This is a genomic window from Streptococcus oralis (genome assembly GCF_026782125.1).
GTDB lineage: Bacteria > Bacillota > Bacilli > Lactobacillales > Streptococcaceae > Streptococcus > Streptococcus oralis_CE.
Genome location: NZ_JAKUVY010000002.1, coordinates 346046 through 363007, shown reverse-complemented (window position 1 = coordinate 363007; position 16962 = coordinate 346046). Strand labels below are relative to the sequence as shown.

Annotated in this window: 14 protein-coding genes; all 14 read left to right on the top strand. The window is 37.2% G+C overall.

Translation table 11 applies throughout. The annotated features are described in order from the left end of the window. The coding region (locus MK385_RS03265; RefSeq protein WP_268725278.1) for an HNH endonuclease at positions 1-765 on the top strand (765 nt) is incomplete at its 5' end. An 8-nt stretch (positions 766-773) separates the two neighbouring features. Then, positions 774-1184: an SMI1/KNR4 family protein gene (locus tag MK385_RS03260; RefSeq protein ID WP_061414381.1), complete on the top strand. Its 411-nt coding sequence runs from the start codon at positions 774-776 to the stop codon at positions 1182-1184. 137 nt (positions 1185-1321) lie between these two features. Then, positions 1322-1753, top strand: coding sequence for an SMI1/KNR4 family protein (locus MK385_RS03255; RefSeq protein ID WP_268725277.1), 432 nt, complete (start codon positions 1322-1324; stop codon positions 1751-1753). 205 nt (positions 1754-1958) lie between these two features. After that, positions 1959-3623, top strand: coding sequence for an HNH endonuclease (locus tag MK385_RS03250; protein WP_268725276.1), 1665 nt, complete (start codon positions 1959-1961; stop codon positions 3621-3623). Between the two features lies 1 nt (position 3624). Continuing rightward, on the top strand, positions 3625-4080 hold the full coding sequence (locus tag MK385_RS03245) for an SMI1/KNR4 family protein (RefSeq protein ID WP_268725275.1): 456 nt from the start codon (positions 3625-3627) through the stop codon (positions 4078-4080). A gap of 74 nt (positions 4081-4154) precedes the next feature. After that, on the top strand, positions 4155-5192 hold the full coding sequence (locus MK385_RS03240; RefSeq protein ID WP_268725274.1) for a hypothetical protein: 1038 nt from the start codon (positions 4155-4157) through the stop codon (positions 5190-5192). A 15-nt stretch (positions 5193-5207) separates the two neighbouring features. Further along, positions 5208-5867: a PoNe immunity protein domain-containing protein gene (locus MK385_RS03235; RefSeq protein WP_268725273.1), complete on the top strand. Its 660-nt coding sequence runs from the start codon at positions 5208-5210 to the stop codon at positions 5865-5867. 21 nt (positions 5868-5888) lie between these two features. Further along, positions 5889-6548: a PoNe immunity protein domain-containing protein gene (locus MK385_RS03230; protein WP_268725272.1), complete on the top strand. Its 660-nt coding sequence runs from the start codon at positions 5889-5891 to the stop codon at positions 6546-6548. 413 nt (positions 6549-6961) lie between these two features. Continuing rightward, on the top strand, positions 6962-7264 hold the full coding sequence (locus MK385_RS03225) for a WXG100 family type VII secretion target (protein WP_042769153.1): 303 nt from the start codon (positions 6962-6964) through the stop codon (positions 7262-7264). A gap of 57 nt (positions 7265-7321) precedes the next feature. Further along, positions 7322-10564, top strand: a complete 3243-nt coding sequence (gene esaA, locus MK385_RS03220) for a type VII secretion protein EsaA (RefSeq protein ID WP_268725271.1) — start codon at positions 7322-7324, stop codon at positions 10562-10564. A gap of 1 nt (position 10565) precedes the next feature. Further along, entirely contained in the window at positions 10566-11027 is a 462-nt protein-coding gene (gene essA / locus MK385_RS03215; protein WP_268725270.1) for a type VII secretion protein EssA, read from the top strand. A gap of 124 nt (positions 11028-11151) precedes the next feature. Next, positions 11152-11394 (top strand): type VII secretion protein, encoded by a 243-nt coding sequence (locus MK385_RS03210; protein WP_042769154.1) that lies wholly within the window; start codon positions 11152-11154, stop codon positions 11392-11394. 14 nt (positions 11395-11408) lie between these two features. After that, complete coding sequence (gene essB, locus MK385_RS03205; protein WP_268725269.1) at positions 11409-12575, top strand: type VII secretion protein EssB; 1167 nt, start codon at positions 11409-11411, stop codon at positions 12573-12575. Positions 12576-12584: 9 nt separating this feature from the next. Beyond that, positions 12585-16961 (top strand): type VII secretion protein EssC, encoded by a 4377-nt coding sequence (essC, locus tag MK385_RS03200; protein ID WP_268725268.1) that lies wholly within the window; start codon positions 12585-12587, stop codon positions 16959-16961. Position 16962: the final 1 nt, after the last annotated feature.

Genomic DNA, 16962 nt, shown 5'->3' with positions numbered 1-16962 from the left:
AAAAATGTCAAAGGCATGGGGGATAATATTTACCACTCCTTGTCTACCTATCGAAAACAACTCGCCCGTCACTTACAGAATACAGTGGATGAAGGCCTCCTAAATCTAAGCAGGGCAACCCAAGAAGGGCTGGAGCGAGCCAAGCAGTTTACTTTGGAAGTACCGACTGTAGTCGTACGAGAGACTTCAACTGGTAGTCAAATGATGCGGTTTGAAAAAATGAGCAAGAGTCTGGGAGATACAGGTCTAGGAAAGAGCCTGGACAATCTGGCTTCTAAAGCGAAACATGTAGAAAACACCCGACTGGATAGACTCCGAGCTCGTAATGCTTTTTATGGAAATAAAGTAGATGATGTTTTGGAAGCTGGAAGTAAGGTTGGCAAAGATATTGATGGTAAAATTTTTGGAAGACTAGAGTTAGCGAATAAGAGTCATCCTAAAACTGGAATCAAATTTGATCAAGAAGGATTTCCAATTTTTGATTCTTTTGGGGATATGTACTTGGAGCCAGAAGACTATTTAAAATCAAGAGGAACTCATTTTGATAGGGCTAGCAAAGACTTATACCAGCAAATTATGGCCAATGATGAATTAGCACGTAGATTCACACAAGAAGAAATAGAATTATTTAAAAAGGGTAGTGTTCCAAAGAGGTTCACATGGCATCACCATCAAAAACCTGGCTTAATGCAGTTAGTAGATAGACGTATACATAGACAGACAGGCCATATAGGTGGTTACAGTATTTGGGGGAAAGGAAATTAAATAAGAATATGAAGTGGTTGAATTATAAAGATATTTCTATAGATATAATAGAAAGTGTGGAGCATAGATTACAGATTACTCTACCAGACGATTATAAACAATTTGTTTTAAAATATGATGGTGGTTATCCTAATCCTAATCATTTTAAGGTAGATGAAAAGGTAGAAATTTTCAACAATTTGATCAGCCTAGATGAAAATGAATATGATAATATATATGAAATACTTGAAGATTTACAAGATCGACTCGGTGACCAACTGATTCCATTTGCAGAAGATGGTTTTGGGAATTTATTGTGTTTTGATTGTTCAGCGGATAAAAACATCGTTTTTTGGGATCATGAGAAGAACTATGATGATTTTAAAGAGTCAACATTTGTTTGTTCCAATTTTTCTAGTCTAATTGAGAATCTTTTTTAAGATGTGCAGTATTCTCTTATCGTTAATGATAATTATTTTGAATAAAAGTAATCAAATCGGAAGGAAAGTCGTACTCATAAATCACTTATAAGGCATTATTGTACGAAATTGATTCGATCAAAATGAGGTAACACTAGATGTTTGAAGAAATTAAATTGAACCCTTTAAATCAGTTTTATCCACTTACTAGGGATAAAATCAAAAAAAGTGAATCAAAGTTAGGAATAATGTTTCCGAAATTACTTAGAGAATTTTATTTAGAAATTGGCTATGGTTTTATTGGAAGTAAAGTAGGAAACATAAATCGAATTATGGATCCAGCGTCTGTTTTAGACTTTAGATTGAGACAAAATGATTTTGAATTTTATCCGGATATTGAAATATATGATGAATTTGAAAAAGATAAAATAATCTTCTTTGAAGCAAATGAATCTGCCCTGATATCAATTGGCTTCGGTTCAGATAATAGTGGCAAGATTTATTATTATGATGAAGAGATATCCAAAAACCTTACAGAATTTTTAGAAAAATTGTCAGAGGACGATACTTTTTATTACAACTTCCTCTAATTACAATATTTTTCTGATTTCATACAATCTTCTAGTCCAAGAAAACTAAGAAAACTGGGTTTCCACCCAGTTTTTATCAAACAGGTAGTCTTCTTTTTCTTTACGTTAACACGGTTATTCTTAACACGGCCACCTACAGCATGGCTGAGGTCCTCAAGCAGGGAGCTATAGTACTGGAATAACTTCGACTGGATTTGCCAAACGGGTGGAGGATCTGGTCAAGATTTCTGAGAAGGTTCAGAAACTCATCAAGGAAAAGGATACGGACGGTGTCGTTTCCTATACCTATCACGATGAAACCAGCACCGCCCAAACTCTGCAAGCCAAACTCTCAACCTTGGAGCGGTATGCCGAGAATGTGAACACTTACATCAATAAGAAAATCGACCGCCCCTTCTATGAGGCTATGGACAAAGTCGGAGCCAAACTTGAAGCCCTTAACATTCAAAAGTATAAAACGACTAACAAGATTGGCTATAAGCGAATCGAGTCTGTGAAAGATTCTTATGGCCATCCTGTCGGTACCAAGGAAGTCACCCCACCTGAGATAGGGATTGACGAACTCTACAAGGTTGATAGTCCTTATAAGGCATCACTGAAGAAAAGCTATGAGAAGTATAAGAAGAGTGAGGATTATAAGGATCATAGGCTGACGGAGACAGAATATGTCCAAGTTATGCACCAAACTCGATCTTTCGAGTATGTATCGATTGATGATGAAAAGTCCACTACAGAGATGTGGCGGGATTTGACTCTAAGCGCGGCTACAGTTGTCTTGTTTGTCTTCTGCCCTCCTGCCGGTGCGGTTCTATCAACGGTCGTATCAGCAGCGGAAATGTATTCCGCCGCTTCTGGCAAGGACTGGGGTACTGGGCGCGAGCTGGATGGGAACGAGAGAGTTATGAGGGGAGCCTTTGCCCTGCTTGACTTGATCCCAGCAGGTAAATACCTCAGTGGCTTGGCCAAGACAGGAAAGACTGCAGGGCTCACTGCTGTTAAGACTAGTATCAAAACAGCGGTGAAGGAAGGCGTCGAACAAGGCGCTAAGAATTTCGATACCTTTAAAGGGCTCTTGAAGAAGACCAAGGGGCTGGGGGATAATATTTACCACTCCCTATCGACCTATCGAAAACAACTCGCCCGTCACTTACAAAATACAGTGGATGAAGGCCTCCTAAATCTAAGCAGGGCAACTCAAGAAGGACTGGAGCGAGCTAAACAGTTTACTTTGGAAGTACCGACTGTAGTCGTACGAGAGACTTCAACTGGTAGTCAAATGATGCGGTTTGAAAAAATGAGCAAGAGTCTGGGAGATACAGGTCTAGGAAAGAGCCTGGACAATCTGGCTTCTAAAGCGAAACATGTAGAAAACACCCGACTGGATAGACTTCGAGCTCGTAATGCTTTTTATGGAAATAAAGTGGATGATGTGCTAGAAGCTGGAAAAGGCATATCGAATGATGTTTTAAAAGTTTCTGAGGATAATATTACTAAAGAAATTTTGAGAACGAAACCGAAAAATTCTCCCGTAGCGAAAAAATGGTTGGATAAAGGTGGTACTATAGAAGTTGACAGCAGTAAAATTCCACCAGAATGGATATATACTGACTGGGAAGGAAATACTATTAAATACACAGATGGATTTCCAGACTTTAAAAATGGAATCCCACCTCAAGTGAAAAAAGAAGTTGTACTTGAAAATGGTTTTGAAGGAAGAGTTAAAGATTTCTCTAAGGCTGGTGATGCTGGATTAGGTAATACATGGCATCATCATCAAGATGGTAAGACTCTTCAAGCTGTGGACAGTGCTATTCATAGACGTTTTACTCATAGAGGTGGCATCTCAATTCTGAAATTAGGAGGTAGATAAAATGGTATTAATTATAGAGCCATTTGGGCATGCAGAATATGAAAATATCAAACTTTTAGAAAAACGATTTGATATCAAACTTCCAGTTGACTATAAAGAATTTTTAGTCACACAAAACGGAGGAAGGAATTCATCTTATACATTTGAAAATTCAATTAAGATTGATCAAATTGATGAAGTTATTAATATTGATACTATGTTTGGTATAAATACTGGAATTAAAAATGCAGATATAGAACAGTGGACGGAAGAATATCGTAATGATATTTTTGAACATTCTATTATTATTGGTGACACTATTCAACACGGATTTCTAATATTTTGGCAAAGTGGTGATGCTAACGAAGGTATATATTATTACGACGATACGTATCAATTAGAAGCATCAAGCGATGAGAACAATGCCTATTTTTTAGCTAAATCATTTTCAGAATTTACGGATTTGATACAGAACTAAGGATAAAATTGAAGGAATTATCTGAATAGATTTTTCCTTCAATTTTAATTAGAATTTCCTTTTTTCTCTTTGACTTGATCCCAGCTGGTAAATACCTCAGTGGTCTGGCCAAGACAGGAAAGACTGCAGGGCTCACTGCTGTTAAGACTAGTATAAAAACTGCAGTGAAGGAAGGCATCGAACAAGGCGCTAAGAATTTCGATACCTTTAAGGGGCTCTTGAAGAAGACCAAGGGGCTGGGGGATAATATTTACCACTCCTTGCCGACCTATCGAAAACAACTCGCCCGTCACTTACAAAATACAGTAGACGAAGGCCTCCTAAATCTAAGCAAGGCTGCCCAAGAAGGACTGGAGCGAGCCAAGCAGTTTACTTTGGAAGTACCGACTATCCGAACGAGGCAGGTAGCTCCTGTTGGTTCTGTCAATATACAAGGGTTCTCTACACTTGAGAAAACAACCGTGAAATTGGGAGATACAGGCCTAGGAAAGAGCCTGGACAATCTGGAATCTAAAGCGAAGAATGTAGAAAATGCAAGTCTTTCTAGACTCCGTTCAAGAAATGCTCTATACGTGACTAAAGATGAGTGGGTAAAGGCGATGAAAGAGGGAGATGTCGTCTTTAACACGGACATCCACAGCATGGCTGAGGTCCTCAAGCAAAGAGGAATTATATCGGAAGTTGATGACGGCACTATTGAGCTGATCAGTAATATGCGCAAAGGGAACTACGGTGAGATGAGTACGGACGAGATCTATCGTCAGCTGGGTTATGAGCGCATCAGTCTGGACATGACCACAGAAATCGATGGAGCCACCCACCATGGAATTGACGGAGTCTACTACAATCCCAATGGTCACCCGCCTTATATCATCGCAGAAGCTAAGTATGGGAGCGCTCGCTTAAGTTACTTGAAGAATCCGGAAATCAAGCAGATGAGCCGTGAGTGGATAGGGGATCGCTTGGAAGATGCGGTCGGAGGTAGAAAATTAGAAGAACTTAGACGTGCTACAGATACTGGGGATGTAGGTTATCAGTTAGTGAAGGTTAGGAAGAATGGCGACATTATGATAAATAATCTCGATAAGAAGGCGAATATTATCCGCCCATAGAAAAGGAGTGAATACATGTTAAGAGATAGAATCAAAACAGAGGAATATTTCCAAGAAGCATTTGAATGGTATTCTAAATGTCAACAGGAAGCTTTAGAGAGATTTGACAAGGTTAAACCAGAGAATCTTTCTAGTCACTTCCAATTTAGAGTCATTGATTATGAAAATTTATTGAAGGTTGGCTACTCTCTAGGGAAGGATGTTCAGGAGCTCTTCCCTTATTATCAAGGGATTTTATCAAGCTTAAAAAAAGTCGCCTCCGAGGGAGTTTCCTTTTATCGTGCGGTTGATGTCTTTGCCTTGGGAGTTCTCTACAGTGAGCGTAAGGAAGAGTTTTTGGATGATTTGAAGGCTATTTATGAGCAGATGGACCACACAGATGGCTTGATTGAATACTACATGGTTTATCTATTTCATGACAAGATAGTTCCTTTTCATTCGATTTTAGAGTATCAAAATATGATTGAGGACACTTATGAGAGTGTAGCCAAGGCACAAGGTTTCTGGTACTATAGCCACTCGGATGCTCCATGGTATAACAACCATACCAAAGATACCTATAAAGGTTACTGGAGTTTTGACACCGCCGCAACCTGCAAGATCAAAGGAATCTACGACGAGCGCTTGAAAGACCTAGAGTACTTTCCATATGACTTGTTGGTGCAGGGAGAGTAGGTTGAAAATTGGAGTTAATACATGATAAGAGATAGAATCAAAACAGAGGAATACTTTCAAGAGGCATTTGAATGGTACTCTCAATGTTTACAGGAAGATATAGAAGATTATAAAAAGGAAAAACCTAAAGATCTCATGAGTCATTTTAGGTTCATGGTCATTAATTATGAAGATTTATTAAGAGTTGGCTACTCTCTAGGGAAGGATGTTCAGGAGCTCTTTCCATATTACCAAGGGATCCTCTCCAACTTAAAAGAGGCCGCTTCGGAAGGAGTTCCTTTTGACTTGGCGGTTGATATATTTGCCTTGGGAGTTCTATATAGTGAACGCAAGGAAGAGTTTTTGGATGATTTGAAGGCTATTTATGAGCAGATGGACCACACAGATGGCTTGATTGAATACTACATGGTCTATCTATTCCATGACAAGATAGTTCCTTTTCATTCGATTTTAGAGTATCAAAATATGATTGAGGACACTTATGAGAGTGTAGCCAAAGCGCAGGGTTTCTGGTACTATAGCCACTCGGATGCTCCATGGTATAACAACCATACCAAAGATACTTATGTAGGCTACTGGAGTTTTGACACCGCCGCAACCTGCAAGATCAAAGGAATTTATGACGAGCGTTTGAAAGACCTAGAGTACTTCCCATATGACCTTCTAGTCCAAGAAAACTAAGAAAACTGGGTTTCCACCCAGTTTTTATCAAACAGGTAGTCTCCTTTTTCTTTACGTTAACACGGTTATTCTTAACACGGCCACCCACAGCATGGCTGGGGTCCTCAAGCAGGAGACAATAGTGCTGGAACAGTTTCGACTGGATTTGCCAGACGGGTAGGAGAGCTAGTAAAGATTTCTGATAAGGTCTAGATCTTACTACCTGAAAAGATAGATAGAAGGAATAGACTTCTGCCTTGATTAGTATGACTTTTCGTTTCATACGTATCGAGTAGGATAGGAATTGTTTAGATATTTTATTGTATCAAACTAATTATTGCTAAAATATTATTTTTTTTAATTATTTGATATAATACTTGCATAAGTATTTGAATAATGTTAAAATAAGAAAAAAAGAACATAGGAGTAAGAATATGTCAGACCAAATTCGTGTGTCCACAGAGACGCTTCAATCACGTGCGCGTGAATATGGAAAAGCTGCTAATGATATCAGAGTTATCTTGAACAATCTTCAACGCCTACAAGACACTCTTCGTACAGAGTGGGAAGGTGCTGCCTTCCAAGGCTTCGAGAGACAATTCCTTGAATTGAAACCGAAGGTTGTAAATTTTGCGGATTTGATGCAACAAATCAACACACAACTTGATAAGACTGCTGAAGCAATGAAACAAAATGACCAAGCTTTATCTAAGAACTTTGGCATTCAAAATAGTTAAGGATAAAGTTGAGGATTTCTCCTCAACTTTTTTACTACATTTATTTAAGGAGAACATGTGAATAAGAAAGTTTTATTTAGCTTAGGGATGCTACTGTTATTTGTTACAATGATAGTCTCCTTCTTTGCAGTTGTAAAACCAACACCTATCAGTCGAACGAACTCAGATTCCTCGGTGCAACAAGCCCCTATCAAAGTAGCTGTTGTTAATGAAGATACAGGTAAGGTATATAATGGACAACTGGTTAACATTGCGAATACTTTAGTAAACTCGTTCATAGCTAAAAATAATTACAAAGTAGAAGTCGTTTCTCGGTCAATCGCTGAAAACGGTCTAAAAAATGAGACTTATCAGTTGATGATAATCTTGCCAAGTAAATTTTCAGAAGAAGCTTTAGCGATCGAATCAACTTCTCCTGTTCAGGCGAAGTTTCAATATCAAATTCAATCAAGTGATCAACTGACTGTTAAACAGGCTGAACAAGCAGTAGTAGCTTTCAAAGAGCTCTTTAATAAGGACTTGATTAATATTTATTTCACTAGTATTATTGGGAATTTGAAAACAGCACAAGGCCAGGTTGCTGATGTGGTTACAAATGAACATGAGTCACTAACGTCCTTTAATAATAAGTTAGTGGATCCTCTTGCTCAATATAGTCAACAATTTAATGGCTTAGGTTCATCACCGAATAATCTTTTATCATCGTATTCATCATTTAACAAAACCCTGTTAAATACAAATGATGCCTTTAAATCCATTATTTCTGTTGATAAGACATATGAGGGAACAATAGAAAAAATAAAGGGACAACAAGAAAAGTGGGATCATTCCTTGAATACTAGAGAACAGGCTTTATCCAACTATGATAAAGACTTTTCTAAATTATCAGTTAAGGAACAATTAGATCAATTAGCTGCTATAAACACTCAATTTAATAATAATAATTTATCAGAGCCAGCTATTTGGAAAGAAACTACTGATACGGCTTCTTCCTATAATCAAGATATCGCAAAACTTCTCGAAAGCTTGAAGAAGAATAATAAGGAAATTGATGATACCTTATCAAATTATGATACAAAGATTAGAGAAGCAGTAGAGTCTTCCTTGGCTAAAAACTCCTCAGCGATAGATGGAGCTAATAAAACTCTTGGAAGTTATATTCAGTCGTTAAATACTAGTATGCAAAATCAAATTACTAGTAAATGGCCAAGTGTATACTACGATGATGCAGCTATAAATAATCTTTCTTTGTCAGATACTGATAAACAACATTTGAAAAATATAAGTGCTTTTATACAGTGGTATAGTAAGAAGACAGGGAAAGATTTGCCGACTTTGCAAGCTACAACACTTGAAAATGAAGAGTTCTCTCAGTTGAAGAATGACATTAAATCTAAGAGCACAACAAAACGTGAACTAACATTGCCTTTATTTGAAGGAAAAATTTCAAAATTAACGTTAACAGTACCAAGCGGATACTATCTTAAAGAATCAAACTATGGATTTTCTGATCTTGGAGGAGGGAGTTATCAGGTATCTATCCCTAGTGAAGCATCTCCAGGTATGACTATTTCATACACACTAGGAATCAAGAATGAAAATGATCTCAATGTCTTATCACCTGTGCTTGTTAAGTATCAATTAGATACGACAGAAGATGTAAAAGTTATAAAGGAAGATGCCCCTTATGTAGAAAAAGATAAAATAGAGAATGAGACAGTTCATTCTGCGCCTGTTAGTCCAGCTACTTCTGTAACGTCAAGTTCCTCTACGTCTGATGGGCAGAAACCAACAGAAATTATCACAATTACGAAGACCATCACGACTACTAAGATAAATCAAACAGAAAAAAAAGTTTTGAATCGTCATTATGAGATGCAAGACATTATTTCTAACTGGGAGTACAATCCTACTAAGTTAACTCAAGCGATTTATAAAGATGTTGAGGCGTATCTACAGTTATCAGGACTTGTTACTGCGTTTTACGGCTTAGATTTATCTAAAAACACGTACACAGATACTACGTTTGTTCCAGCAGAAGGTTCTCTTGCTTCCTTAGCAAATAATGATGACCTCAAGACCATTGTGACCAATCTAATCAAAGCAACCACAGTAGAAGCTCTAAAATCAGATTTGAAGATTTCGGATAAAAAATTGGCGGATATTCAGTCTCGATTAGCTAATACTAAAAAATTGACATCTAATATTGATCAGCTGAGAACAACAACCAAAGATTTAATGACTCAGTTAAGTAAGTTAATTGAGCAGAGCGAATTAGTGGATAAAACGATTAAGGGTAAACCAAATTTTGTTGAAACAGAAAAAGTAGACAATACTGATATGGTTACAGTTAGTATGGATATGAACAGTGACCTAATTAAACTGATGTCAGCTAGTAAAACCTTGATGGACAATACAAAAGCAAACCAAGCTGTTTCTGAGACAATTGAAGCTACTATGACTCAGTTGACAAATGATGTTAATACATTGGAAAAAGACGGGAAATCATTAACTGAACGCGTTTCTGAGTTGAAGAAAATCATGTCTAGTGAATATGGTTCAAACGAAGAATTCCTTAAAAACTTTTCTACTGTTTTGAGCAATACTAAAACGGGTAACACCAAAAATGAAGCTGTCTATGAATATTTGTCGAATCCTGTTGATGCTTCGAAAATTGGGAATGTCGTATCAGCCGCAACAAATTCACCGTCACAGACTAATCGTCAAGACGAAAGATCAGGACTTCTTATTATCTTAGTCAGCTACCTTGTTAGCTTGGTTGTTGCTTATCTTTTCCAACATGCAGATAAAGAAGAATTGCAAAGATTAATCAGTTTGAAGGATCGTTTGTCATGGAGAAATTCTTCTGGACCAATGTTCTTCCTAAGTGTGATTTCAGTAGCAGCAGGTTCTATAATTGCGATTGTTTCTGGAGTTAAACTTGCCTTCTCTGTAAGTCAATTGAGTTGGTTTGTAGTACTTCTTGTCTTGGTAAGTCTGATGATGACATATGGTCTGAATATCCTTATGGATAAACTAAAAAGTCTTGGATTCTTGATAAGTATAAGTCTACTACTGCTTTATATCATTTCAGCAACTCAATTGTTTGATGAATATTATGTGAATTCGGCTCCTATTTTAACAGCTCTTTCTCCATTGACATATCTTGAAGGTGTAGTGAAATTATTCATTAATCAACAAAATGGAGTTGTTCAGTCAGTAATGGTAATTGTTGTTCTAACGATTGCTTTGGGACTTGGAAATACTTTCTTGTATCGCCAAGTTAAGGATAGCAAGTAATATGAAAAAAATCATTGTCTTTATCTTTCTATTGTTTTCAATTTTTACAAGAGGAAGTGTTGCTTTTGCAAATGATGGATCTTTGCAAATAGATACATCTTTAGATAAAAATACCAAGAAAACGGAGATTCAGTACTTTGAACAGGAGAGTAATTTGACAAAGTTATTTCATCCTGAGACATATAAATTGATTGATACAACTAAAAAATTGGATAAAGAAAAGTATCAATTAGTTAAAACAAACTTATTTATCACTAAAGTGGAAACAGAGAATATCGTTAATGAGTATCAGTCTGCCTTATTTAGCAGTCAGATTCAAATCAACCACAGTGATAAAAAGGCTGTTTCACTTAAAAACGTAAAGTCTCCTGTTTCTTGGACTGCAATTTTATTGTTTATACTAGGGATGATTGTCACAATTTACTCGCTCTTTTATAAAAAGTTACATACAGCTAAACAATAAAATCGATAGAAAAATACATAGAGGGAGATACAAATGTATCTCCCTTTTTATAAACAAAAAGTTCTTTAATATTCATGTTCTGCGTGATATAATAGGCATAACATAATAGATTTAGGAGGTTTCTATGGAAGAGTACATTAATATTAGTCTGGATTGTTCGCCTTTTTTATCTAAAATATTAGATTTAAGAGTCCCTACCGAGTTAACGATTAAAGAATTGATACAAATCGTCTCTGATACTTATGGTATTGGGGTTAAGGTCATGAATCCAAGTGTAAGAAATCAACAGTCGGGAGAAATTCTTGCTAGTACGAGCAGTCTAGCAGTAGTGAAAGACGGAGTTTTATTAAAATTGGAAAGAATATAGTAAGGGAGTCAGGTATGGACGTTCAAAAAATGGAATTAGTAGTTGGAGATATTAAGGGAAACCGAGAAATAGCTTATGCTCTATTAACAGCAACACAAGCTTATTTTGTGAATCAAAATGTCATTGAGGAAGAAGGGAAACTAACGATTGAAAGTCTTTTGACAGATGAATATTATTCTTGGGATAAGTTGACTACGATGATTGATGAAGAAAAATTACGTCATCTGATCAATGTTGGCCAATTATTTAACTCGCTGAAGGATTCAATCTATACTTATGAGTTATCACCCAGTAATCTAGTGTTTTCAAGAAATGGGAACCCTCTATTCATTTTTCGTGGTGTTAAAGGGCAAGTGCCTCCCTACGATGCATTAAATCTAGAAGCGTTTACAGTTAACTTTAAAGCCATGATAGTATCTCTACTAGATAAAAAAGTAAGTTATGAAAAATTAGTAGAGGGACAGTCGCCATTTTATAAAGGAAAACTGTTTTGTGAGACCATCATGAAGGCTGAGGATTTGGATGCAATCTTAGCCTTACTACTAGAAAAGTATATCGAAGAAAAGGAACAAAATAAAGAAAAATTTTCACGTGTTCCTAATAAACTTGTTTCGCGGTTGAAGTGGACTACCATTATTGCATCATTTATTGGAGTGCTGTCAATTGTTGGAGTGCTTTACTTTGCATTGTTCGCTATGCCTAATCAACAAATGATATCAGATTTACGTTTGGCTTTTGTACATCAAGATTATTCATCGGTTGTATCTACTGTTAAAAATACAGATTCTAAATCACTTAGTCAGGATGATGCTTATATGGTGGCTTATTCCGTCATCAAAACAGAGCCTTTAACAGAAGCGCAAAAGACAGAGTTATCCAAAATATCATCTCAGTCAAATAAAGACTATCTTCGTTACTGGGTCTTAATTGGCCAGTCGAAAATTGATGAAGCTATAGATATTGCAAGTTACTTAGATGACCCACAATTATTGATGTATGGTCTTACCAAAAAGGTTGATGAGGTTCAGAGAAATCCTAACCTCACATCAGAACAACGTACAGAGCAACTAAATAATTATAAGAGTAAATTGGAAGAGTTAAAGAAAAACTACCTAACACCAGAAGCGAACAAGTCGAATACGACTTCGACTTCAACTTCAACTTCAGCAGAGTCAAGATAGGAGTGGTCTATGAATTATTTATTTTTTGAAGACAATGTTTATCCACTCTATGCAGGAAAAACCTATCAACTGGGACCTTCTATAGCTTCTAATATCTATCTTCCTATCCTTGAGAATGTGGTGCTGGAAGTCAAGGAAACAGGAGTTGAACTGCTCGGGGAGACTTATTCTTATGGGTATCATTTGGTTTCCATAGCTGAAAATATAAGTGTGTCCTTATTGATTATTAAAAACAGCGAGTATTACCTTCTTCCCGAGAAAATACTTTATTTATCAGATAAGAAAGAAGCGACCATTCGCTTAGTTGATTTTCCTGTAGAAATCATTTTGACCTTTGATAGTACAAATAAGACGATTTACAGTGCTAGTCCATATTATGTTAATGGTGAAAGAAAAACTGGAAAACAAGATATTCAAGATATGGATCAACTTATTTTTGAACAGGGTCTAGCATTATCCGTTCAAAAACAAATCTTATCGATTCATTCACTATTTTCTATTGAGACGAGCTTATTGCCTTTTTCTGAAGTAATGGTCGAAGATCGCTCAAGAGAATTTCATCGCTCTCCACGGATTATTCTAAGAGAACCCGAGGATAAAGTAACGATTGCTTCGGCACCAACAGATGATGAAGGCAACAAACAATCGTTACTAAGATTGATTATTACCCCTTTGGCGATGATTGTCTTTACGATACTAACGGTTTACTTTACACGTAGTGGTGGAATGATGTTTATGATGATGGGGATGTCTGTCATTACTATTGGGACTTCTATTCATACTTATTTTTCTGATAAAAAATCACATAAGGAACTTCAAGAACAGAAAATTGTTGATTATATGGACTATTTGAAAACCAAATATTCACAGTTAGCTGATCTACGTGATGAACAAGTTGATGCTCTGGTTTATCATTTTCCTGATACAGTTCGTATTTTAGGAATGGTAGAAAAAACCGATCGACGAATTTATGAGAAAACGCTCTATCACTTCGATTTCTTGTCTTATCGCTTAGGATTGGGCGAAGTTCATTCTAGTTTCTCTATTGAGTATTCAGATTCTGAGTTGACAAAATACAATGCCGCTGCTAATCAAAAAATTCAAGAACTACTTTCCTACTATCGTGTGACCAAGCAGGTACCTATTACTCATACATTAACGAGTCCCACAGGATATATAGGGACACGTCAAATAGTGATTGAACAAGTTCAACAGATGATGATGCAATTAGCGACTTTCCAAAGTTATCATGATCTACAGTTTATTCCAATTTTTCGAGAGGAAGAGTTGGAGTTATGGGATTGGAGCCGTTGGTTACCTCATACGAAAATTAAAGCACTAAATAGCCGTGGTTTTGTTTACAATCAACGTACTCGAGATCAACTATTGACGTCACTCTATCAAGTTATTAAAGACAGAAAATTAGATAGTGAGCAGGACAAGGGGAAAGAAAAGCAATACAGCCCTCATTATATTCTCTTTATTACAGATTTAAGTCTGATGTTGGACCACAATATTATGGAGTACATCAATGAAGATTTATCCCATTTAGGGATTCATTACGTTTTCGTAGAAGAAGTACTTGAAAGTTTACCAGAACACGTTAAGACAGTTGTTGACTATCGAGGAGATAAAAAAGGTACCGTATTACTTCAGGATGGCAATTATACAAATAAAGAAATTAGGCCTCTTCCTCCTGTAAGTTTATCGGAAAAAGAAAACTTTGCGAGAAATCTTGCGGGTATTCATCATGTTCAGACTTTGCGTAATTCGATTCCGAATAGTATTACCTTCTTAGAGATGTATGGAGTCAATAAGGTAGAGGAACTGGATCTTTTAAAACGATGGCAGGATAATGAAACTTTCCAAACAATGGCTGTTCCTCTAGGAGTTCGAGGTAGGGACGATATTCTTTATCTAAACATTCATGAGAAGGCGCATGGACCTCATGGATTGATTGCTGGTACTACGGGATCAGGGAAGTCTGAGCTTATTCAGTCCTACATTCTGTCTTTAGCTGTGAACTACCATCCGTATGAGGTTGCTTTCCTTTTGATTGACTATAAAGGTGGAGGGATGGCTAATCTCTTTGCAGATCTCCCTCACGTCGTTGGTACGATTACAAACTTGGATGGCAACCAGGCGAATCGGGCTCTGGTATCTATCAAGGCTGAACTGAAGAAACGTCAGCGTATTTTTGCCGAAAATGACGTTAATCATATCAACCAGTACATGAAACTCTTCAAAGAAGGGAAGGTCAAAGAACCACTACCACATCTATTAATCATCAGTGATGAGTTTGCAGAGTTGAAGGCGAATCAACCTGATTTCATGGATGAATTGGTCTCTACGGCTCGTATTGGTCGTTCATTGGGAGTTAAATTAATTTTAGCAACCCAAAAACCTAGTGGGGTGGTTAATGATCAAATTTGGTCGAACTCGAAGTTTAAAATAGCTCTTAAAGTACAGGATGTTGCGGATTCTAGAGAAGTAATCAAAACACCTGATGCCGCAGAAATCACCCAGACAGGTAGAGCCTATCTTCAAGTCGGAAACAATGAAATCTATGAGCTATTCCAAAGCGCGTGGTCGGGTGCGGATTATAATCCAGAAGGACGAAACCATGTTCAAAAAAATACAACTGTGTATGAGATTACAAGTAATGGCCAATACAATGCCATTAATAAAGATTTGAGTGGTTTAGTCAATAAAAAAGAAGCTAAGGCTGTTCCAACAGAATTGGACGCCATTGTAGAAAAAGCTCGTGAAGTCTTTGACGGTCTTCATATTCATCAGGTGGCCAGTCCTTGGTTGCCACCACTCGAAGAAAAGATATGTGCTAAAGATACACAATCGACTAACTTCAGGGATTATTGGGGACGTTCAGAGGCCTTACAACCTATTTTGGTTGGGTATCAAGATATTCCTGAAAGACAGGAACAATCTCCCCTTTATTTCAATATGGAACAAAGAGGACATATTTTATTAGTTTCTAGTCCAGGATTCGGGAAGTCCACTTTTCTACAGAACTTTGCGATGGACGTGATTCGTAAGCAGACACCAGAACAGGTCCATTTCTATCTCTATGACTTTGGTACTAGTGGCTTGATCTCTATTTCTGATTTCCCTCATGTTGCAGATTATTTCACCTTGGATGAGACTGAGAAAATCATGAAATCTCTTCGATTCTTGAATAGAGAGATTAAAACTCGGAAACGGGCTCTTTCGCGAGCAAGAGCGACAAATCTAACGCAGTACAATCAGTTGTCAAATGAGAGTTTTCCAACTATTTTCATCGAGATAGATGGTTTTGATAGTGTGATGGATGCCCCATTCGTAGATGCCTTTTATGATACTTTAAATGTCATTGCTCGCGATGGTGCCTCTCTAGGAATCTATCTAGTCGTGACACTTTCTCGTCTCAATGCGATGCGATTACAGTTACAATCCAACTTTAAGACTAAGATTTCGCTCTTCTTATTTGATAACAGTGACTTGTCAGGTGTAGTAGGACGTTCAAACATTCCACTCGATGAAATCAAAGGCCGGGCGATAGCTAAATTTGACGATATCGTCCAATTCCAAGTGATGTTGCCATACAGCAGTGAACATTATACGGACTACATAAAGGAAGTTCGTGCAGAACAAGAAGCAATGGCTGTGGCATACGATGGACCGCTTCCTGCAGGTATCCCAATGTTACCAGAAAAGGTAACCAAAGAAGTGATGGCAGAAATCTTAGAAAGCAGTCAAGACTTTATCTTGGGACTCGAAAGAGAGGCTGTTGTTTCAGCATCCTTTAGTTTCGAGCGACCTATGCTTATAGCCTCAGACAGTCCTGCTTTTGTAACGAATTACTATAAATTATTAGAGTATCATTTGGAGCGTATGTCAGGTAAGTATAATACGCTTATCTTAGATCCTAGTCAGCGTATCAGCAACCAACTTTTTGATGGCATCCAACGGTTTGATACTTCTTTAGAAGTCGATAATGTGATGAAGACGATATTAGAAGACTTTAAGAAACGAGTGGCTACGCCAAGTCAGGACTATCCTAAATGGTTAATTTTGATACCTGATATTGCGGCGACAGCTATGGCAGCAGGGATGAACGAAGTAGACTTTAAAGAACTGCTTACGGAAGGTTCTCGCTATGGCGTGACTTTAGTATTTGCTGGTGCTTATCAGGATCTAGTAACCAATCAATACGATAATTTTGTCAAACTAGTTAATCAGTTAGTAGAGCAAGTCTTCCTTGGTGTACGTATTAGCGATCAAGATCATACTCGCTATCCTTATATCATGAATGAACCGGCACTGAAGCCTAACCAAGGATACGTTCTTTACCCAGATCGTTATGAATTTGTTCAATTATTAGAAATTTAGA